This window comes from Sandaracinus amylolyticus (genome assembly GCF_021631985.1).
Classification (GTDB): Bacteria; Myxococcota_A; Polyangia; order Polyangiales; family Sandaracinaceae; genus Sandaracinus; species Sandaracinus amylolyticus_A.
On the sequence record NZ_CP070225.1, the window covers coordinates 2,358,337 to 2,378,678 of the forward strand.

Below are 20,342 nucleotides of genomic sequence, written 5' to 3' on the forward strand. Positions count from 1 at the left end.
GGGCTGCTAGCATCGGCGCCTTCCCGGCATGGCCCACCTGGATTTCGAGAAGCCCATCGTCGAGCTCGAGGACCGCATCCGCGAGCTCAAGCTGTACGGCGTGCGCGAGCAGGGGTTCGAGTCGGAGCTCCGCAAGCTCGAGGAGCGCGTCACCACGCTGCAGAAGGAGATCTACGACGAGCTCTCCGTCTGGCAGAAGGTCCAGCTCAGCCGACACCCCGATCGCCCGTATTTCCTCGACTACCTCGAGCGTCTCTTCGACGACGTGGTCGAGCTCCACGGGGATCGCGCGTACTCCGACGACTCCGCGATCGTGTCCGGCTTCGCGCGGCTCGACGGAAAGAGCGTCGCGGTGATCGGCCACCAGAAGGGCCGCACCACCAAGGAGAAGCTGCGCCGCAACTTCGGCATGGCGCACCCCGAGGGCTATCGGAAGGCGATGCGCATCATGGAGATGGCGGATCGCTTCCGCCGTCCGGTGCTGACGTTCATCGACACGCCCGGCGCGTACCCCGGCATCGGCGCCGAGGAGCGAGGCCAGAGCGAGGCGATCGGACAGTCGCTCCTCGTGATGTCGCGCCTGCGCGTGCCGGTGATCGCGACGGTGATCGGCGAGGGCGGCTCGGGCGGTGCGCTCGCGCTCGGCGTCGCGAACCGCGTGCTGATGATGCAGTTCGCGACGTACTCGGTGATCACGCCCGAGGGCTGCGCGTCGATCCTCTGGCGCGACGGAACCCGCGCGCCCGAGGCCGCGGTGCAGCTCAAGCTCCTCGCGGGCAACGCGCGGGAGCTCGGGGTGGTCGACGAGGTCGTCTCCGAGCCGACGGGCGGTGCGCATCGCGATCCCGACGACGCCGCGCGTCGCCTCGGTGCGTCGCTGCGACGTCACCTCGCGGAGCTCGGCGCGATGGATGGCAACGCGCTGGTCGAGCAGCGGTATCGCAAGTTCCGCACGATGGGCGTGATCCACTCCCTCTCGCCGACGGACAGCTGATGCACCCGCAGCACTCGCCGGCGCCGGTCACCCCGGGTCACGCGAATCGCTCGCTGCCGAGCACCCACATCGAGGATCCCTACCGCACGCGCAAGATCGTCGGCGGGATCCTGTGGCTGCTCGGACAGATCGTCGGCTTGGCGTTGCTGGTGCTGCTCTTCGGTCTGCTCCCGCTGCTCACGGCGAACCCGGGACAGGCGTTCTTCGGCATGGCGATCGGTGCGTCGCTCGCGTTCCCCGCGATGTGCGTCTACCTGACGTTCCCGCGCCTGCTCGATCGCTACGACCCCGAGCCGCTCTACGCGCTCGCGCTCTGCCTGCTCTGGGGCGCGTGCGCGGCGTGCGGGTTCTCCGCGCTGATCAACTCGGGCGTCGACGCGGTCGTCGCGTCGATCGCGGGGCCCGAGTGGGGCAACACCGTGGGCGCGGTGGTGTCGGCGCCGCTCGTCGAGGAGTTCTGGAAGGGGATCGCCGTCGTCGGCGTGTTCTACTTCCTGCGCAACGAGTTCGACGGAGTCGTCGACGGGATCATCTACGCGACGTTCACCGCGATCGGCTTCGCTGCGACCGAGAACGTCATCTACTACGCGAACTCGCTCGCCGAGAACCCCGAGGCGCTCGCGTTCACGTTCATCATCCGCGGCGTGATCGCGCCGTGGGGCCACCCGCTCTACACGTCGATGACGGGCATCGGGCTCGGCATCGCGCGCGAGAGCCATCGCACCTGGGTGAAGCTGGTCGCGCCGCTGATGGGCTACGGCGGCGCGGTGTTCCTCCACGCGCTGTGGAACGGCTCGGCGACGCTCGCCGACTTCATGGGCGCGTCGGGCCTCTTCCTGCTGCTGCTCCCGCTCTGGCTCGTCTTCGTCGCGGCGTTCGTGATCATGGTGATGGTCCTCGTCGTGCGCCGAGGTCGGATCATCCGCGAGAACCTGCTCGACGAGGTCGCGCTCGGGCACCTCACGCAGAAGGAGCTCGACCTCGTGTGCTCCGCGTTCGGCGGGCTCGTCGCGTGGTTCCGCAAGGGCGCGAGGGGCACGGAGTTCGTGCGCGCGGTCGCGCGTCTCGGGCTCTCGAAGTGGCACACCGCGCGCGCGATGCGCGGACAGAACCGGACGTTCTCGATGGACTTCATCCTCCCGCTGCGCGCGAAGATCCGCGAGCTGCGCGCGCAGGGAGCCTCGCCCGCCTGACGTGTGGCGAGCGCGCGCGACGATCGTGGCGCGCGCGTGACGCTCGTTCGCGGACGTGGTCCGCGTACGCGCGAAGGAATCCGCGACGGCGCGCGCTTCGCAATCGTGCACCCCAGGGAACCTGGTGATGCACAAGGGTGGGGCGCTGGTCGCGGGAACGCTCTCGTTGCTCGTCGCTGCGTGCGGCGAGGGCGGCGGGAGCACGCCGCGGGTCGATGGCTCGGTGCCGCTCGTCGGCGACGACGCGGCGGTGACGACACCGCCACCTCCGCCTCCACCGCCACCCGGTCCCGTCGACTGTGCGGCCGGTCCGGTCGCGTCGTTCGCGGGCACCGTGCAGGCGCTCGCCGATCGCAGGGCGATTGCGGGCGCGCGGGTCTGCGTGCTCGATCATCCGGAGATCCCGTGCGTGGCCACGAACGCCGAGGGCTTCTACGTGCTCGGGTGCGCGCCGATCGGCGACGCGGCGATCTCGTTCGAGGCGGACGGCTTCGCGAGCGGGGTGTGGCTCTGGCGCGGCGTCGCGGGCGAGCCGACCGACCTCTCGGTGCTGCTCGCGCGTGACAGCGAGAACACCGGGTATCTCGCGCCGACCGGCGTGACGTACCCCGATGGCTCGAGCGCGCTCGTCACGATCGACGCGAACGGTGCGGTGGAGGGGCTGACCGCGCGGCTGCGCAGCGGGAGCGGTCACGGCGCGTTCTACAGCGCAGACGACGGAGGGCGGATCGATCCATCCGCCACGTTTCTCGCGGACGAGAGCGAGCTCGTGTTCTTCGTCGCGCGGCCGTGGGAAGGATGGGGCGAGCTCGAGGTCGAGCTGATCGCGCCCGGGCGCACCTGCGCGCAGACCGATGGCGCGTGGCAGGCGCGCGACGGCGCGCCGAACGCGGTGCGGGTGCCGGTGCGGCCGGATACCGAGACCGTGATCTGGATCACCTGCGAGTGATCACGACGAGCGCGAGCACGCCTGGCGACTCGAGGACCCCATCAACGCGTCGCGCGACGAGCGAGCGCGTCGCGGAGCAACGCGTCGATGTCCGCGATGTGCTCGAACGAGCGCGTCATCATCTCCTCGTGATCCGCGCCCTCGATCGCGACGATGCGGGCGCGCGAGAGCGTCCGCGTGATGCGCCGTGCGTCGTCGATCGGCGCTCGCCGATCCGCGCTCCCCGCGAACACGAGCACCGGCACGTCGCGATCGATCCCACGCGCGCTCGCCTCGGGGCGGATGCGATCGAGCTCGGGCATCACGACGCGCGCACCGAGGAGCAGCGCGCCGTACGCGAGGCCGTCGAGGACCGGCGGCAGATACCGCTCGGTGCGTCGCGCGACCGCATCGCGCAGGTCGGCATAGGGCGCGACCAGCACGAGCCCGTCGACACGCCCCCCGAGCTCGGCCGCCGCGAACACCGATGCCGCGGCGCCGAGCGACGCGCCGAGCAGCACGATCGGCCGTGACGGCGCCTCGCGCTCGAGGTGCTCCACCGCCGCGATCACGTCGCGTCGCGCGCTCCATCCGACGTCGTTGGTCTCGCCTTCCGAGTCACCGTGCGCACGCACGCTGATCGCCAGCACGTCGTGGCCGTGCGACGCGAGGGCCCGCCCTTCCTCGATCATCGCGGAGCGCGCGCTGCCGTTCCCGTGGGTCACGACGATCGCGGCACCGTCGCCGCCCTCGATCTCCCACGCGCCGATCGCGACGCCGTCCGACGCGCGCAGCCGCAGCGTGCGCGCGCCCTCCGGCGTGGGCTCGTCGAACCGAGCGCGCCAGCGATGGGTGAGCGCCGTCGCCGCGCCGATCCCGCTGCCCGCCCAGAGCACCGCGAGCACCGCCAGCGCGGTCGCGCCCCGCACCACGTTCCGTCGCATCGATCGTTCTCTGCGCGGCCCACGCCGCATGTCGAGCGTGGCGCGGCGAATGGTCGCACGCGCGCCGCGACCCGCGCGCCCGCGGTGCTACGCTGCGCCCTCCGATGGCTCGGCTCTCCGCAGGTCTCCACGAGCTCGCTCCCAACGTCTACGCCCACGTCTTCGACGCGAACGCCCCCGGGCCCACCGCGCTCGTGCAGGCGGGCATCCACGGCGACGAGATCGCCGGCGTGCACGCGCTCGAGGAGCTGCTCGAGGACGGGCTCCGCCCCGCGCGAGGCCGCTTGATCGTGGTGCCGGTGATGAACCCCGCCGCGTACCGCGCGCGCGTCCGCGCGTGCCCGCCGCGCGGGGACTGGGCCGGCCTCGATCTCAACCGACAGTTCCCCGGCGACGGTGCCGCGCCCGAGCGCGAGAAGCGCCTCGCGCGCACGTTCATGGATCTCGTGCTCGACGAGCGCCCCGCGATGGTGTGCACGCTCCACGAGAGCCAGAAGCGCTACCACCCCGAGGTGAAGCCCTCGTTCGGCCAGACCCTCGTCTACGGTGTCGATCCGATGCCCGCGACGATCGGTCGCGTCGTCGACCGCCTCAACGCGTCGCGCGCCTCCGACGAGGAGCACTGGGCCCCGCAGCACTACCCGGTCGCGACCTCGTCGACCGAGGTGATCGTCGACGCGATCGGGTGCCTCGGCATCTGCGTCGAGACGTGGATGGGCTTCGATCTCGCGCGTCGCGTCGCGATGCAGCGCGAGGTCGTGCGCCTCCTGCTCGACGACGTCGGCGTCCTCCCCTTCAGCCCCGGAGAGCAGGCATGAGCACGTTCGGCGCGTTCCCTCGTACCCGCCTTCGTCGCAACCGACGCGACGTGTGGAGCCGCCGTCTCGTGCGCGAGTCGCACCTCTCGGCGAGCGATCTGATCTGGCCGGTGTTCGTGCACGAGGCGCCCGAGGCCGAGGCGCCGATCGCGTCGATGCCCGGCGTCTCGCGCCACTCGATCGATCACCTCCTGAGCGTCTCGCGCCGCGCGTACGACGCGGGCGTGCCGGCGATCGCGGTGTTCCCGGTGATCGATCCCGCGAAGAAGACGCTCGACGGTGAAGAGGCGATCAACCCCGAGAACCTCGTGTGCCGCGCGGTGCGCGCCGTGAAGGAAGCGTGCCCCGAGCTCGGCGTGATCTGCGACGTCGCGCTCGATCCCTTCACCACGCACGGCCAGGACGGCCTGGTGCGCGACGGCTACGTCGTGAACGACGAGACCGTCGCGGTGCTCGAGCAGCAGGCGCTGGTGCAGGCCGACGCGGGCTGCGACGTGATCGCGCCCTCGGACATGATGGACGGCCGCATCGGTCGCGTGCGCGACGCGCTCGATCGCGCGGGGCACCAGAAGGTACGCGTGCTCTCGTACGCCGCGAAGTACGCGTCGGCGTTCTACGGCCCGTTCCGCGACGCGGTCGGCAGCAAGGGCAACCTCGGCAAGGGCGACAAGCGCACCTATCAGATGGATCCCGCCAACCTCGACGAAGCGATGCGCGAGGTCGCGCTCGATCTCGAAGAGGGCGCGGACATGTTGATGGTGAAGCCGGGCATGCCGTACCTCGACGTGATCCGCCGCATCAAGGACGAGTTCGGCGCGCCGACGTTCGCGTACCAGGTGAGCGGCGAGTACGCGATGATGCGCGCCGCCGCGCAGAACGGCTGGCTCGACTGGGACCGCGTGATCGTCGAGAGCCTCGTCTCGTTCAAGCGCGCGGGCGCCGACGCGATCCTCACCTACGCCGCGCTCGAGGTCGCCGAGCGGCTCGCGCGTGATCCCTACGAGAGGAGCTGAGCCATGCAGCCCCATCTGCTCGAGATGCTCGCCGATCCCGAGACGCGGAAGCCGCTCTCGCGCGCGAGCGAGGCCGACCTCGCGAAGCTGCGCGGCGCGATCGACGCCGGCCGCGCGCGACGCCGCGACGGCCACGCGATCCCGGCGTTCGAGGGCGCGTTCCTCACGACGGATCGCAAGGTCGCCTACCTCGTCGAGAACGGCGTTCCGAACTTCGTGATCGACGAGCGCGTCGAGCTCGACGCGCCGGTCTGATCACGCATCGCCACGGAAGCGCGCGAGCACGAGATCGAGCAGCGGCTCGATCCCTTCCTCGCGACGCAACGTGACGAGCGGCACGCCCGCGTCCTCGAGGCCCGGCAGCACCGCGCGCCCCCAACCGCTCTCCGAGCCCCACACCACCGGCATCGCGCTCAGCGGCACGCCGCGCAGCATCGCGGTCAGCGCGCGCGGCTCCACCGCGGCGGGCGAGGTCGCGTCGATCAGCACGATGAGCGGCGAGTACGCGAACACCGCCTTGCGGAACGCCGCTTCGTCCACGACCGGCACCGCGTACACCCGGTCTTCGCCGAGGCACGCGGTGAGCCGCTCCGCGAACGCATCGCTCGCACCGAGCACGACGACGGGCACCGGCTTCTGCACCACCGCCATCTGTGCAGTGGCCGTGGGATCGCTCGCGCCTTCCCACGCCTCGTGATCGACCTCGACGTCGACCGCGACGCCGTCGCCCTCGATCGCCCGCTCGAACAGATCGTCGATGATCTGCAGGATCTGCGACGCGTCCTCGGGGCGCACCTTGCGGCGCACCGCCTCCGCGAGGGCCTGCTCCGCGAACGAGCGCGTCTCCTCGAGCGAGCGTGGGGGCTTCCGTCCCGAGATCTCGAGCGCGTCGAAGAGCAGCGCCGTGGCGACCTCCGGTGCGACCACGCCCTCGAGCGCCTCGCGCAGCAGCACCATCTCGGCTCGGGTCGCGCTCATCTCCGCGCGAGTATGACACCGCTCTGGGCACGCTCGACAAGCCCGACGTGCTCGGGTACGACGCCTCGCAATGAACGGCACGCACGGGATCCGCGCCCTCTCCATCGCTCTCGCGCTCGCTGGTGCGAGCACCGCCGCGCTCGCCGCATGCGATCGCGACGAGCCGCAGTTCCGCCCCAGCGAAGGCGCGGCCGCGCCTGGCGATCCGCACGCCGCGCGCGATCCGCACGCCGCCCGCGATCCGCACGGGCACGACCCGCACGCCGCCGATCCCCACGCCCGCCCCGCGCGTCCCGAGCCCGAGGAGCCCGAGGGCCTGCCCGCGCCCGCCGACGTCGCCGCGGCGCCCGCCGACGCCGAGCGCACCGCATCGGGCCTCGCGTCGAAGGTGATCCAGCGCGGCACCGGCACCGATCATCCCGGCCCGCGCGATCGCGTCACCGTGCACTACACCGGCTGGACCACCGACGGCCGCATGTTCGACAGCTCGGTCACCCGCGGCGAGCCTGCGACGTTCCCGCTCGATCGCGTCATCCCCGGCTGGACCGAGGGCGTGCAGCTGATGGTGCAGGGCGAGAAGCGTCGCTTCTGGATCCCCGCGAACCTCGCGTACGAAGGGCGCCCCGGCCCGCAGGGCACGCTCGTGTTCGACGTCGAGCTGCTCTCGCTCGAGCACGCGCCCGAGCCCCCCGCGGTGCCCGAGGACGTCGCCGAAGCGCCGCGCACCGCGCAGCGCACCGCATCGGGCCTCGCGTCGCGCGTGCTGCGTCCCGGCACCGGCACGCGTCATCCCAGCGAGACGAGCCGCGTCGAGGTGCACTACAGCGGCTGGACCACCGACGGTCAGATGTTCGACAGCTCGGTCACCCGCGGCCAGCCCGCGCAGTTCCCGCTGAACCGCGTGATCCCGGGCTGGACCGAGGGCGTGCAGCTGATGGTCGAGGGCGAGAAGCGCCGCTTCTGGATCCCCGCGAGCCTCGCGTACGAAGGGCGCCCCGGCCCCCAGGGCACGCTGGTGTTCGACGTCGAGCTCCTGCGCATCCTCGACTGAGCTTCCGCCGACGCATCACGAACGAGCCGAGCCCGCGGTCCTCCGCGGCTCGGCTTTCGTGTTTCTGGTGTCTGCGCCGATTGGCACCCTGACTGGCACGCATCCGTGTGTGCCAGTGCGCCAATTGGGCACGATCGGTGTGAAGCATACGCACGCAGCGAGAACGCCAGTCCACGCCGGGATGGTCGTGCGTGCACGCAATTCGCCGAAACCCCTCTCGTTCCCGACGCGTGACCTGCGGAATCGGATGTGCTAGTCGGGTCGCCGGTTTGCTGCCCATTGGGGTAGGGTGCGGGCCGAAGACGCGCGCGAGTGCGCGCCACCGGAGGGGGAGCTGCTCGTCGTGAACGTCATCGCCACCACGCTCACCACGCTGCCCTTCGCGCAGTTCAAGCGCTCCCCGAACTTCTACTTCGTCTACGACGCCGTCTACCTCGTGTGCGCGCTCGCCTTCGTCGCGACGCTGCACGCCAGCGGCTGGCGCTCGCCGGTGCAGGACTTCGCGTGGTGGCTCCCGCTGATGCTCCCGGTCGCGACCTACGTCGTGATCATGGCGCACGTGTTCATCCACAACGCGTCGCACGGGAACTTCCCGAAGTCGATCAACCGCATCGTCGGCGAGATCTGCGGCGTGATCGTGCTGACGAAGTTCGCGTCGTGGGAGATCGTCCACCGCCGGCACCACCGCTACTCCGACGACCCCGAGCGTGATCCGCATCCCGCCGAGCGCCACTACTGGCGCTACGCGTGGAACACGCTCATCAACGTCGAGAAGCAGCTCCAGCAGCAGTACTTCGATCTCTACGGCGAGACCCCGGAGACCCGCCGCCACGAGAAGATCCGCTCGGCGCTCTCGTTCGTCAGCGGCGTCGCGCTGCTCTTCGGCTGGCTCACGCTGCTCGGCGCGCCGATGTTCTTCGTGCTGTACCTGCCCGCGTTCTTCCTCGCGGCGCTCTTCGTGATCTTCTTCAACTGGGCCGGGCACAACGCGCACAAGGCGGACGGCCCGATCGAGCCCGCGAACCTCGATCACGGGATCTTCTGGATCCTCAATCGAATGTTCTTCGGCATCTTCTATCACGGCAATCACCACAAGATGGCGATGCTGTTCAACCCGATGCGCATGCCCGTCCGCGAGCGCAGCGAGCCCACCGCGCAGGGCGAGCGCGACGAGGCGGAAGCCGCCTGAGGCGCACGGGGAGCGAGCGATGTCGGCGCGCCGTTCGGAAGAGACCTGGCTCCTGCACCATCGCGCGGATCGACGGCAGATCGGGATCGTCGTCGTCTACTGGGCGCTGCTCTTCTCGATGTGGCTCGTGCCCGCGTGCCGCAACCTCGTGTTCCTCGCGCTCGCTTGCTACTTCTCGTTCCTCAACGCGGTGGTGATCCACAACCACCTGCACAAGGGCATCTTCAAGTCGAAGGCGCTCAACCGCGCGTTCCGCTGCGTGCTGAGCTTCGGCAGCCTGTACCCGGCGAGCGCGAACATCGCGTCGCACAACCTCGTCCACCATCACTTCGACGACGACGGACAGCCGGACTGGGCCGATCCCTACGAGTACTACCAGCGCACCGCGCGCTTCTCGTGGCCGCTGCTGAACCTGATCCACTTCCCGAACGTCGTCGGGCCCAACACGTTCAACGGCGTCTCGCGCTGGGCCACGACCACGCGCCAGAAGGACTTCCGCCGTCAGTACCTGATCGAGCAGGTGTTCGCGTTCGGGCTCACCGGCGTGCTCTTCGCGCTCGACTTCTGGACGACGCTGTTCTTCATCCTGATCCCGCAGCTCTGGGGCGCGCGCGGGATCCTGCGCATCAACCTGATCCAGCACGACGGCTGCGACACGAAGAGCGAGTGGAACCACTCGCGCAACTTCGTCGGTCGCTTCTTCAACTGGATCATGTGCAACAACGGCTACCACACGATCCATCACAACCGCGCGGGGCTGCACTGGTCGGTGCTGCACGAGGTGCATCGCAAGGAGTGCGCGGGACGTGTGGATCCCGCGCTCGACGAGCCGAGCATGACTTGGTACCTCGTGCGCGCGTTCGTGCTCGGCATCCCGCGCTCGATCGATCGCGACGCCGCGAAGGAGCGCGAGGCGGAGATCGCGTCGGTGCTCGCGCCGCGCGCGGAGCGTCTCGCCGAGGCCGAGGCCGCGAGCCTCGCGGAGTGATCGCGTGAGCCCGCTCGACGCAGTGCCCTACGAGTGGCTCGGCGTGCTCGCGCTCGGGATCCTCTGGGTCAACACGTTGCTGATCGCCGCCGCGGCGTGGCAGCAGCGGAGCGCGCTCGGGGCGCTGCGCGCGACGATGATCGCGGGGCGTCGTGACGGGACGCTGGCGAGCGGCGTGGTCGCGGAAGGTCGTGGCCCCGACGGCGCGATCGCGGTGCGTCACGTCGAGCAGATGGGGCGCGCGCTCACGATCTCGGGGCCCGATCGGATCCTCTTCACCGAGCGCGGTGTCGACGAGGAGATCTTCGGCGGGGTGGTGCGCACCGACGCGGGCGAGATGCTCGACGTGGCGCCGGCGCGCGGCGAGTCGGTCGAGATCTGGCTGCGCGCCGATGCGCCCGCGGCGCGCAACGAGAGCGACTTCGAGCGCGCGTGGTCCTGCGCGTCGACGAACAAGGGCTGTGTGTCGACGCTCGAGCAGCGCGTCGAGCACGGCGCGCGCGTCTGGGTGCATCGCGGTGCGGACGGTGTGATGCGGCTCGCGACGCTCGATCCGGTCGCGGAGTGCACCCGCAAGCGGGCGCTGCTCGCGGGCTTCGCGGTGCTCACCGTGCTCTCGTGCGCCGTGGTGAGCCTGATCGCGTGTTGGCCGCCGGTGCTCGGCACGATCAGCACCCTCGGCGGCGTGCTCGGAGTCGCGTATTTCCTCGCGATCCAGCCGATCGGCACCGCGGTGCGCGACGCGGCGCGCATCCCGCCGGAGCGCCTCGTGACCGGCGTCTGGCAGCGCCCGGTCTGAGCCGCGATCCGCTTTTCTTGATCCGCGTCGCCGCGGCTTTCTACGATCGCGCCGATGCGCCATCGCCGTCTGCTCGCCGTCGCCGCGCTCCTCGTGGGGTGCGGAGGCGCGCCTGCCGCTGCATCGTCGTCGACGACGGCGGTCGCGCGCGCGGACGAGGAGCGCATCCGTGCGCTCGAGGCGGATCTCGCGTCGCAGCGCGCCGAGGTCCGCGTGCTGCGCACCGAGCTCGAGGCCACGCGCACGATCCCGCGCGACACGGTGACGATCGGAGGCGACCGCACGCGCCTCGACACCGCGGCGATCTCTCCCGAGATCCACGTCGAGATCGAGCCCGGCGAAGACGGCGAGCGTGCGCCGGAGAGCGCGCCGATCGCCGGTGGGTCGCGCCCGGTGCTGCGTCTCTACGGTCCTCCGCGCGCCGCGATCCCCGGGCCCGCCGCGCCGCCGATCGTGCCGGCTCCGCCCGAGGTCGCCGCGCTCGGGCGCCTTCCGGTGATGACCACGCCCGAGGTGCCCGCGATCCCCGATCAGCCGGTGATCGTCGCGCCGCGCGTCGACCCACAGCCGCGCGAGGACGATCCGATCGTGCGCGCGTATCGGGCCGCGCTCGCGCTCGTCGAGGCGCGCCGCTGGGACGATGCGCTCGCGAGCCTGCGCGCGTTCGCCGACGCGCATCCCTCGCATCCCTACGCGGACAACGCGCTCTTCTGGCAAGGCGAGATCGCGTTCGCGCGCCGCGAGTACCGCCGCGCGATCGAGCTCTGGAGCGCGCTCCTCGTGCGCTACCCCGACGGCAACAAGGTGCCCGACGCGCTGCTGCGCATCGGCGTCTCCTACGAGCGCCTCGGTGATCTCGAGCGTGCGCGCGAGCACTTCCGCCGCGTGCGCGAGCAATACCCCGACAGTGTCGCGGCGCGCTTGGCGTCGCGGGAGGAAACGTGATCATGCGCCGCAGGATCGAGCGCGTTCTGCTGCTCGGCGCGCTCTCCGGCGCGACGTTCGTCGCCTCGCCCGAGCGCGTCCGCGCGCAGGACGACGACTACTGGGTCGACGTCGGCGACGACTCGAGCTCGTCGCGCGCGCCGAGCCGCGGCGGTCCGAGCTCGCTCGACGAGGCGACGCGCAGCGGCCAGGGCATGCGGCTCGGGCAGATCGCCCCGCGCGAGATCCCGCCGAGCTACGCGGTCCGTCGCGGCGACACGCTCTGGGACATCACCGGGCACTTCTACGGCAACCCGTACGAGTGGCCGCGCGTGTGGTCGTACAACCCGGAGATCACGAACCCGCATTGGATCTATCCCGATCAGTCGGTGCGCCTGCTCCCCGAGGGCACGCCCACGACGATCGCGGCGCCGACGCGCGGCTCGCGCGTGGTGGTGCGGCGAGGCGTCGAGACGGGCACCGTGTTCCTGCGCGAGCAGGGCTGGCTCGACGAGGACGCGCTCGAGACCGCGGGCGAGATCGTCGGATCGCCCGACGATCACATGATGCTCTCGCCGTTCGATCAGGCGTACGTGCGCTTCGATCGACTGCCCGAGGGGCAGACCGCGCCGCAGGGCGAGTACACGATCTTCCGCGCGATCGAGGCGGGACAGCGCACGCCCGGCGAAGAGGGCACGCTGGTGCGCATCCTCGGCGCGGTCCGCATCGACTCGTGGGATCCCGATCGACGCACCGCGCGCGCGACGATCATCGAAGCGCTCGATCCGATCGAGCGCGGCTACCAGGTCGCTGCGCTCCCGCGTCGCTTCGAGGTCGTGCCGCCCGCGCGATCGGAGATCGATCTCGACACCGAGATCGTCGCAGCGCTCAACCCGACCGAGCTGGTCGGCGATCAGCAGATCGTGTTCGTGCCGGTCGGCGAAGAAGCGGGCGTGCGCATCGGGCATCGCTTCTTCCTCGTGCGTGCGGGCGATCAGTGGCGCGAGGAGCTCGCCGAGGCGCAGCGCCAGGCCGCCACGGTGGATCCGCCGTCGGAGCCCGAGGAGTACCCCGACGAGGTGATCGCCGAGGCGCGCGTCGTCTCGCTGCGCCCGCACAGCGCGGGGCTCCTCGTCACGCGCGCGACGGTGCCGATCGCGATCGGCGATCGCGCGCAGCTCCGTCGCGGATACTGAGCTTCAATCGCGCGCGCACGGTGGCGTGCACGCGCGTGCTCCGGTCCATGCTCGACTGCGCTTGCGCACGCTCGTTGGCACCCGCGTGCGAGCACGCGCGTCCGTTGAAACTCGTGCCTCATCCGTGGGAGGCTGTCGCGGATGCGCGACGAGAACGGCCGAAGGCGCCCTCTCGCGACCCCGTCCGAAGAGATCGCGGGTCTGCGGGAGGCGCTCGCCGTGGAGCACGCGCGCCTGCGAGCGTTCCAGGACATCGGCGCTGCTGCGGGCGCGATGTTGAGCCTCGACGAGATCCTCGAGCTCGTCGTCGATCGCATGACCCAGGTGCTCGAGGCCGATCGCTCGACGATCTACCTGCTCGAGGACGACGGACAGCAGCTCGTCTCGCGCGTCGCGCAGAGCTTCGGCGGGAGCGGGCCGCGTGATCCGCTCGCGAGCGACGATCGACACGAGATCCGGCTCGCGGTGGGCGAGGGCATCGCGGGCTGGGTCGCGCGCAGCGGCCATCCGCTGAACATCGCGGACGCGTACTCGGACAAGCGCTTCGATCCGACGTGGGATCGCATCACCGGCTACCGCACGCGCAACGTGCTCTGCGTGCCGATGAAGAACCGGCTCGGGCGTCCGCTCGGCGTCGTGCAGGTGCTGAACAAGCGCTACGGCGCGTTCGACGGCGACGACGAGGCGATGGCGAGCGCGCTCGCCGCGCAGGCCGCGGTCACGATCGAGAACAACAAGTTCTTCGTCTCGACGATCCAGAAGAACATGGAGCTGCTCGAGACGAAGCAGCAGCTCGAGCGAAAGGTCCGCGAGCTCGAGGCGCTGATGGAGATCTCGATGGCGTCCGCCGGTGCGACGCGCCTCGACGATCTCCTGCGCACCGTGCTCGAGCGCGCGGTGCGCGCGGTCGACGCCGAGGCGGGCTCGGTCCTGATCGCGAACGAGACGAGCGGCGATCTCGAGTTCCGCTGCGCGGTGGGCGGCGCGCCCGACAAGGTCACGCGCATGCGCATCCCGCGCGGCACCGGCATCTGCGGCTGGGTCGTCGAGCACAAGCAGCCGCGCGTGGTGAACGACGTCGATCGTCACTCGTCGCCCGACGGAGTGCGGCACTACCGCGACGTGTCGGATCGCGTCGGCTACCACCCGCGCTCGGTGCTCGCGGTGCCGCTCGTCTGGGAGGACGGCGAGGGCGCGCTCGAGCTGCTCAACAAGAACGCGGGGCGCGACTCGTTCACCGAGGACGACGTGCGCCTCGCCACGGTCATCGCGAGCCACGTCTCGACCGCGATCCAGCTCGCGAACGCGCGCGAGCGTCGCGACAAGCAGGAGCGCCTGTCGACGATCGGCCAGCTGCTCTCGGGCGTGCTGCACGACCTCAAGGCGCCGCTCACGGTGATCGCGGGGTACGTGCGCGAGCTGGTCGCCGAGGACGATCGCGCGATGCGCGAGCGCTTCGCGCAGTCGGTGCTCAAGCAGATCGAGCTGATGAACGCGATGACGCGCGAGACGCTCGCGTTCGCGCGCGGCGATCGCTCGCTCTGGGTGCGGAAGGTCTACCTCAAGAGCTTCTTCGAGGAGCTGCGCGATCAGGTCGCGCGCGAGCTCGAGGGGCGCGGCATCCGCATCGAGCTCGAGCTGCTCGATCGCGGCGTCGCGAGGTTCGACCAGCACAAGATCCAGCGCGCGGTGCACAACCTCGCGCGCAACGCCGCGGAGGCGATCGGCGCGCCCAACGCGCGGCGACGCGGCGGGACGTTCACGATCCGCGTCGAGCGTCGGACCGAGGACGACGCGCTGCTGATCTCCTGCCGCGACGACGGCCCGGGCATTCCCGAAGAGATCCGCGAGCGCTTGTTCGAGAGCTTCACGACGCACGGCAAGGAAGGCGGCACCGGCCTCGGCCTCGCGATCGTGCGCAAGGTGGTCGACGACCACGGCGGCACGATCGAGGTCGAGAGCGAGCCCGGCCGCACCGTGTTCCGCATGACGCTCCCCCAGCACGAAGACGCCGCCCGCGAAGACGCTGCTGCTTGACCGGGTCGGGGTCGGGGTCCGGGTCGCTTTCGGGACCCGGACCCGGTCGGGGCCGGAGTCGAGCTCGGTGACCGCATGGCTGCGGGGGACGACCGCTCCGCCGCACGCGAGCGCTGCGCAAATCGATCCGCCGTCCGGCCGACATCCTCCCGCCCGGCCTCTCCGCTTCGCGGAGCGTCCGCGCGAGACGATGCGGCACCGATTCACTCCGCCCCGATCGGCTCCAGTCGCGCGGCATCGCCGCGCGCTGCTACCCGCGAGCGTCCGAGCCGCGCGAACAGCGCGGATCGGTCGCGAGCCTCCTCAGCCTCACCCAGCAAGGCGGCAGAACCGCGGTACCGGGCGCGTGGTGGTGGGTCCGACGCGCTCGTGCGACGGGGGCTCGCAGAGGCCGACCACAGCGTGATCGCAGCATCGCGGCGAGCGGCGCGAAGCGCGCGCCGCGATGCGACCACCGCTCCCCGACGCTCGCGCCCTTCCGTGCAGCAGCCCGCGAGCACCCGCGCGGCGGACCCACCACCACGCGCCTCTCGCCGAAGCCTCCTCAGTCACTCGTTGGTCAAGACGCCGCGCACCCCAGCCATCACGTGGCGGAACGCGTCCTTGACGTCTTCACCGCCGTCGATGCGCTCTCGGATCCGCTGCGCGAGCAGCACGTGCGTGAGCTTCTCGCCGTGATCGTCGCCCTCGACGCGGAACGGTGGATCCAGCTCCTCCGCGAGCGCCTCCGCCGCGTGCCCGAGGTCCACGATCGTGTGCTCGACCGCGAGCCTGCGCGCCTCCGCGGGCTTCATTCGACGCCGCCGCCCTCGGGGCCCTTGCCGAAGTGCTGCTCGAGGCGCTCGCGGAAGCCCGCTTCCTTCGCGGTCGTGAAGCCGTCGACCAGCTTCCCGTTCTTGTAGAGCCCGAAGAACGGAAGCCCGGGGATCTCGACCGTCTTGCGCGACTCCGGCGCTCGCTCGCCATCGCACACGAAGAACTTCACGTGCGGGTACTCGTCGCTCAGCCGCGCGAACTTCGGCTTGAACAACATACAGGGCCCACACCAGCCCGCGTAGAAGTCCACCACCGCCATGTCGGCGTCCGCCAGCATCTGCGCGAACGTCGTGTCGTCCAGGTCTTCGACCGCCATGGCCACGTTCCTGCACCCAGTGCGCAGCCACGTCAACGAGCGCACATCACGCGTGGTGATTCGCCACGTGGCGGCGGAGCACTCTCTGCTCCCCGGAACATCGTGTGAGCCGTTCTCTCGACGTCGCGGTACGAACGATGACGAAACCCGGCCCGGAGAGCCGCTACCATGCCGCCGTGCCCGACGACGTACGTCAGCGCGCCCAGACTCGGACCCAGTCCGGCTCCGGGCCGTCGGACGCGGCCCTCGTGGTCGCGGCGCGCGCTGGAGAAGCGTGGGCCCAGGAGGCCCTCTACCGGCGGTACGCGCGCATGGTGAACGGCCTCGCGTGGCGACTGATGCCGGGCGATCCCGACGTCGAGGATCTCGTCCAGGACGTCTTCATCCAGGCGCTCGACGCGCTCGATCGACTGACCGAGCCCGCCGCGTTCGGGAGCTGGATCGGATCGATCACGATCCGCACGGCGCACAAGCGGCTGCGCCGCAAGCGACTGAAGCTGCGCCTCGGCCTCGTGCGCCGCGAGCCGGTGGATGTCGACGCGGTGATCTCGTCGTCGGCGCCGCCCGACGTGCAGTCGGAGCTGCGCGCCATGTATCGATTGCTCGACGAGCTGCCGACCGAGTCGCGCATCGCGCTGGTGCTGCGTCGGGTCGAGGGGCTGCAGCTCGCGGAGATCGCGGAGCAGATGGGGCTCTCGTTGGCGACGGTGAAGCGGCGGCTGGACGCTGCGGAGACGAAGCTGAGCGAGCGACTCGCAGTGGGAGGGGAGCGATGAGCGCGCCGGAGCCGTTACCGCCGCCGAGATCGCTGGCGAAGTGGGTCGAGCCACCGCTCGACGACGTGAAGCTCGAGAAGCAGTGGTCCACCATCCGCGAGCGACGCGGGCATCGCCGCGGGAGCCTCTGGGGGTGGTGGATCGGGGGCACGTCGGTCATCGCGATCGCCGCGGCGATCGCGGTGTTCGTGATGTCTCGCGAGGCTCCGATCGGTCCGGGCACGACGGTCGCGGGCGCGACCGTGTCGTCGACCCCAGGCGCCGTGATCGAGAGCGGACCAGCGCCGATCGACGTGCGGCTCGCCGATGGATCGGAGATCGCGCTCGATCCCTCGACGCGGCTCGAGGCGACCGAAGCAGAGGGGCGCGACGTGCGCTTCGCGCTGCGCCACGGCCGCGCGACGTTCGAGGTCGCGCGCGACGAAGGACGTCGCTTCGTGGTCGCGGCGGGCGAGGTCGAGGTCGTCGTCGTGGGCACGCGCTTCTCGGTGGCGAGCGAGGCGTCTCGCGTGGCGGTCCACGTCACGCGCGGTCGCGTCGACGTCCACACCGGACGCGCGGTGCACCAGCTCGCAGCGGGCGAGACGTGGTCGGGCGACGCGGTGGCGCGCGACGAGGACGTCGCGGTGCCGAGCGAGGACGCGATCGAGGAGACGACGGATCGCGAGCGCCCGCGCCGCGAGGGACCGAGCGCGAACGATCTCTTCGAGTCCGCGCGCGAGGCGCGTCGCGAGGGACGCGACGCCGAGGCCGCGGGCGCGTACGAGCAGCTGCTGCGGCGTCATCCGCGCGACGGGCACGCGGGGCTCGCTGCGTTCGAGCTCGCGCGCATCCGCATGGACTCGCTGGGCGACGAGCGAGGCGCGATCGAGCCGCTCGAGCGCGCGATCTCCGCGGGCGTGTTCCGCGAGGACGCGATGGCGAGACTGGTCCGTGCGTACGACGAGACGGGTCAGGACGCGCGGTGTCGCACGGCGCGCGAGCGCTACGTGCGCGCCTATCCCGAGGGCGTGCACCGCGCGCAGGTCGAGGGTCGCTGCGCCGAGTAACGTGCGGCGCGCGGCGACGATCTGGGCCACGGCGCTGGCGATCGAGCTGATCGCCGGCGCCGTCGCGTTCGCGCAGGAGGAGATTCGCGAGCCCGCGCCGCGCGTCGAGCTCGGGCTCGAGGGCGAGTGGCCCGACGCGCTGCGGCTCGCGGTGCGCGCCGATCTCGACGCGGCGCTGCGCGCGCAGGGGCTCGAGCTGGTGCACGCCGAGGACGGAGCCGAGCGCGTGGTCGCGACGGTGCGCGTGACCGCGCCGAGCGAGAGCGCGCCTGCGTGTCTGGTGCGCATCGACGACGTGATCACCGGCAAGCACGTGGAGCGCGCGGTCGATCTCACGCGCGTGCCGAGCGACGGATGGAGCGTCGCGATCGCGGCGGGCGCCGACGAGCTCCTGCGCGCGAGCTGGGCCGAGCTGGCGATCGCGGACGCGCCGCCGCCCGCGATCGAGCCGCCCCCTGCGGTCGAGGCGTACGTCGAGCAGCGCGTGATCGCGCCGATCGTCGACGAGCGCCTCGCGGCCGCGCTCTCTCCGCCGCTGCCGCGCCCCGCGCTCTCGCTCGGCGCGCGCGGCGCGGTCGAGGGATACCTCGGCGGGCTCACGCTCTTCGGCGGCGATCTGACGGTGCGGCTCTATCTCGCGGAGCGCGTGGGGCTCGAGCTCGGTCTCGGTGCGCGGGTCGGGCTCGACGAGGAGAGCGCGCGCGGCGTCGTGCGCAGCTGGATGCTCGGCGGTGAGCTCGGTCCGGTGTTCTTGCTGGTGTCGGCGCCGAGCCCGGTGCGGCTCGAGGCGTTCGTCGTCGCGCGCGCCGGATGGCTGAGCTTCGAGGCCGATGCGAACGGTGGATCGATCGCGCAGGACGCGGCCGGTGCGGTGGTGATGGCGCGCGCCGGCCTGCGCGCTGCGCTCGCCATCGATCGCAGCGAGCTCGGCGTCGCGCTCGGGCTCGGGGTGCCGATCCTCGGGCGCGAGGCGATCGACGATCGCGGCGTGGTCGTCGGGCTCACCGGGCTCGAGATCCACGCCGCGCTGAGCTTCGCCGTGGAGGTGCTGCCGTGAGGTGGTGCGCGCTCGCGCTGCTGATGCTCGCAGGATGCGTCGAGTCCGCGCGGGTGCTGGGGCCCGACGACGCCGGCACCACGCCGCCGGAGATCGACGCGCAGGTGCCGCGCGAGGATGGCCGCATGCCGATGCCCGGCGTGAGCGACGTGTCGGCAGGCGGCGCGCACTCGTGCGCGATCGTCGGTGGATCGCTGTGGTGCTGGGGCGACGGCACCGAGGGCGCGCTCGGCACCGGACCGAGCGGCGATCGCCTCGTTCCTGCGCGGGTCGGAGCGGCGAGCGACTGGCGCGCCATCGAGGCCGGGCAGGGCATGACCTGCGGGATGCGCGAGAGCTCGGTGTGGTGCTGGGGGACGAACGAGCTCGGTCAGCTCGGGCTCGGCGATCGCGAGCCGCGTCGCTCGCCCGCCGAGGTGCCGCTCCCCGGTGCGCCGCTCGTGGTGCGCGCGTCGCGCGAGTTCGTCTGCGCGATCATCGAGGGCGGCGAGCTCTTGTGCTGGGGCGCGAACGTCGAGGGCCAGCTCGCGCGCGCCGATGGCTATCCCGGTCCCGACGGGCTCACGCCCCAGCGCGTCGCGTCGGAGCTGCGCTTCCGCGACGTGTGCACCGGGCAGGGCCACGGGTGCGCGATCGCGACCGACGGATCGTTGTGGTGCTGGGGCCGCAACACCGAGAGCCAGCTCGGGCTCGGCACGGGGGTGCCGCTGCAGCTGCGCGAGCCCACGCGCGTCGGCACCGAGGTCGACTGGGCCGAGCTCGCGTGCGGCATGAGCCACACCTGCGCGATCGAACGAGACGGCACGCTCTGGTGCTGGGGCGCCGACTTCGCGGGACAGATCGGGATCACGCGAGGCTCGCAATTCGACGTGCCCACGCGCATCGACGCGGGGTGGAGCGAGATCGCGACCTACGTGTTCCACACCTGCGGTGTGAAGGACGACGGGTCGCTGTGGTGCTGGGGTCGCAACGCCGAGGGCCAGCTCGGCGTCGGCGACATCGACGATCGCAATCGACCGACGCGGGTCGACGATCGCACCGACTGGGCGCGCGTCTCGGTCGGCTGGTTCCACACCTGCGCACAGCGCACCGATGGGAGCGTGTGGTGCACCGGCGAGAACGGCGACGGACGGCTCGGTGTCGGCGATCCCGAGCGCCGCAACGTCTTCACCGAGGTGCAGGGCATCGGCGTGGAGTGAGTCCCTACCGGAGTGCTCGTCCCGCCGGTCCCGGACGGGAGCGCGCGGAGCGCGCGGACGGTAGGGACCGGCGGGCG

The 20,342-nt window shown here is 71.5% G+C and carries 21 protein-coding genes; 17 read left to right on the top strand and 4 right to left on the bottom strand.

What is annotated here, in order from left to right:
* Positions 1 to 28: 28 nt before the first annotated feature.
* The 3 genes from I5071_RS09660 (at position 29) to I5071_RS09670 (ending at position 3,136) form a co-directional block, all read left to right on the top strand.
* A complete protein-coding gene (locus I5071_RS09660) occupies positions 29 to 994 on the top strand; it encodes an acetyl-CoA carboxylase carboxyltransferase subunit alpha (protein ID WP_236605127.1) in 966 nt (321 codons plus the stop codon).
* Entirely contained in the window at positions 994 to 2,187 is a 1,194-nt protein-coding gene (locus tag I5071_RS09665; RefSeq protein ID WP_236605128.1) for a PrsW family intramembrane metalloprotease, read from the top strand. The genes I5071_RS09660 and I5071_RS09665 overlap by 1 nt, the downstream gene beginning before the upstream one ends.
* Before the next feature lie 127 nt (positions 2,188 to 2,314).
* Entirely contained in the window at positions 2,315 to 3,136 is an 822-nt protein-coding gene (locus I5071_RS09670) for a hypothetical protein (protein WP_236605129.1), read from the top strand.
* A 41-nt stretch (positions 3,137 to 3,177) separates the two neighbouring features.
* On the opposite strand, the gene I5071_RS09675 is transcribed toward I5071_RS09670, so the two are convergent.
* Positions 3,178 to 4,059, bottom strand: a complete 882-nt coding sequence (locus I5071_RS09675; protein WP_236605130.1) for an alpha/beta hydrolase — start codon at positions 4,057 to 4,059, stop codon at positions 3,178 to 3,180.
* Between the two features lie 104 nt (positions 4,060 to 4,163).
* Here I5071_RS09675 and I5071_RS09680 point away from each other — a divergent pair, with 104 nt between their 5' ends.
* From I5071_RS09680 to I5071_RS09690, 3 genes are read left to right on the top strand one after another with little or no spacing between them, the layout of a single operon-like run.
* Positions 4,164 to 4,877 carry a succinylglutamate desuccinylase/aspartoacylase domain-containing protein gene (locus I5071_RS09680; RefSeq protein WP_236605131.1) on the top strand — a complete coding sequence of 238 codons (714 nt, stop codon included), beginning with the start codon at positions 4,164 to 4,166 and terminating at the stop codon, positions 4,875 to 4,877.
* Positions 4,874 to 5,890 (top strand): porphobilinogen synthase, encoded by a 1,017-nt coding sequence (gene hemB, locus I5071_RS09685; RefSeq protein ID WP_236605132.1) that lies wholly within the window; start codon positions 4,874 to 4,876, stop codon positions 5,888 to 5,890. The genes I5071_RS09680 and hemB overlap by 4 nt, the downstream gene beginning before the upstream one ends.
* A 3-nt stretch (positions 5,891 to 5,893) precedes the next feature.
* A complete protein-coding gene (locus tag I5071_RS09690; RefSeq protein ID WP_236605133.1) occupies positions 5,894 to 6,145 on the top strand; it encodes a hypothetical protein in 252 nt (83 codons plus the stop codon).
* On the opposite strand, the gene I5071_RS09695 is transcribed toward I5071_RS09690, so the two are convergent.
* The gene (locus I5071_RS09695; RefSeq protein ID WP_236605134.1) at positions 6,146 to 6,868 is read right to left on the bottom strand and encodes a hypothetical protein; all 723 of its coding nucleotides are present in this window, start codon (positions 6,866 to 6,868) and stop codon (positions 6,146 to 6,148) included.
* A 70-nt stretch (positions 6,869 to 6,938) separates the two neighbouring features.
* Here I5071_RS09695 and I5071_RS09700 point away from each other — a divergent pair, with 70 nt between their 5' ends.
* The 7 genes from I5071_RS09700 to I5071_RS09730 all read left to right on the top strand — a co-directional run bounded on the left by I5071_RS09700 (position 6,939) and on the right by I5071_RS09730 (position 15,052).
* Entirely contained in the window at positions 6,939 to 7,919 is a 981-nt protein-coding gene (locus I5071_RS09700) for an FKBP-type peptidyl-prolyl cis-trans isomerase (RefSeq protein WP_236605135.1), read from the top strand.
* Between the two features lie 343 nt (positions 7,920 to 8,262).
* The gene (locus I5071_RS09705; RefSeq protein ID WP_236605136.1) at positions 8,263 to 9,108 is read left to right on the top strand and encodes a fatty acid desaturase family protein; all 846 of its coding nucleotides are present in this window, start codon (positions 8,263 to 8,265) and stop codon (positions 9,106 to 9,108) included.
* A gap of 19 nt (positions 9,109 to 9,127) precedes the next feature.
* Positions 9,128 to 10,096 (top strand): fatty acid desaturase family protein, encoded by a 969-nt coding sequence (locus I5071_RS09710; RefSeq protein ID WP_236605137.1) that lies wholly within the window; start codon positions 9,128 to 9,130, stop codon positions 10,094 to 10,096.
* Positions 10,097 to 10,100: 4 nt separating this feature from the next.
* Complete coding sequence (locus I5071_RS09715; protein WP_236605138.1) at positions 10,101 to 10,895, top strand: hypothetical protein; 795 nt, start codon at positions 10,101 to 10,103, stop codon at positions 10,893 to 10,895.
* Between the two features lie 54 nt (positions 10,896 to 10,949).
* Positions 10,950 to 11,840, top strand: coding sequence for a tol-pal system protein YbgF (ybgF, locus tag I5071_RS09720; protein WP_236605139.1), 891 nt, complete (start codon positions 10,950 to 10,952; stop codon positions 11,838 to 11,840).
* Between the two features lie 2 nt (positions 11,841 to 11,842).
* Entirely contained in the window at positions 11,843 to 13,015 is a 1,173-nt protein-coding gene (locus tag I5071_RS09725) for a LysM peptidoglycan-binding domain-containing protein (RefSeq protein ID WP_236605140.1), read from the top strand.
* A 219-nt stretch (positions 13,016 to 13,234) separates the two neighbouring features.
* On the top strand, positions 13,235 to 15,052 hold the full coding sequence (locus tag I5071_RS09730; RefSeq protein WP_236605141.1) for a GAF domain-containing protein: 1,818 nt from the start codon (positions 13,235 to 13,237) through the stop codon (positions 15,050 to 15,052).
* A gap of 548 nt (positions 15,053 to 15,600) precedes the next feature.
* Here the strand turns inward: I5071_RS09730 and I5071_RS09735 are convergent.
* Together I5071_RS09735 and I5071_RS09740 are read right to left on the bottom strand one after the other, a co-directional pair.
* The gene (locus I5071_RS09735; protein WP_236605142.1) at positions 15,601 to 15,846 is read right to left on the bottom strand and encodes a DUF6952 family protein; all 246 of its coding nucleotides are present in this window, start codon (positions 15,844 to 15,846) and stop codon (positions 15,601 to 15,603) included.
* Positions 15,843 to 16,184 carry a thioredoxin family protein gene (locus I5071_RS09740; RefSeq protein WP_236605143.1) on the bottom strand — a complete coding sequence of 114 codons (342 nt, stop codon included), beginning with the start codon at positions 16,182 to 16,184 and terminating at the stop codon, positions 15,843 to 15,845. Before I5071_RS09740 ends, I5071_RS09735 begins: the two co-directional genes overlap by 4 nt.
* 176 nt (positions 16,185 to 16,360) lie before the next feature.
* Here I5071_RS09740 and I5071_RS09745 point away from each other — a divergent pair, with 176 nt between their 5' ends.
* From I5071_RS09745 to I5071_RS09760, 4 genes are all read left to right on the top strand, one after another.
* On the top strand, positions 16,361 to 16,960 hold the full coding sequence (locus I5071_RS09745) for an RNA polymerase sigma factor (RefSeq protein ID WP_236605144.1): 600 nt from the start codon (positions 16,361 to 16,363) through the stop codon (positions 16,958 to 16,960).
* Between the two features lie 65 nt (positions 16,961 to 17,025).
* A complete protein-coding gene (locus I5071_RS09750; RefSeq protein WP_236605145.1) occupies positions 17,026 to 18,009 on the top strand; it encodes a FecR domain-containing protein in 984 nt (327 codons plus the stop codon).
* Between the two features lies 1 nt (position 18,010).
* Entirely contained in the window at positions 18,011 to 19,066 is a 1,056-nt protein-coding gene (locus tag I5071_RS09755; RefSeq protein ID WP_236605146.1) for a hypothetical protein, read from the top strand.
* Positions 19,063 to 20,265 (top strand): RCC1 domain-containing protein, encoded by a 1,203-nt coding sequence (locus tag I5071_RS09760; protein WP_236605147.1) that lies wholly within the window; start codon positions 19,063 to 19,065, stop codon positions 20,263 to 20,265. The genes I5071_RS09755 and I5071_RS09760 overlap by 4 nt, the downstream gene beginning before the upstream one ends.
* Positions 20,266 to 20,342 lie beyond the last annotated feature (77 nt).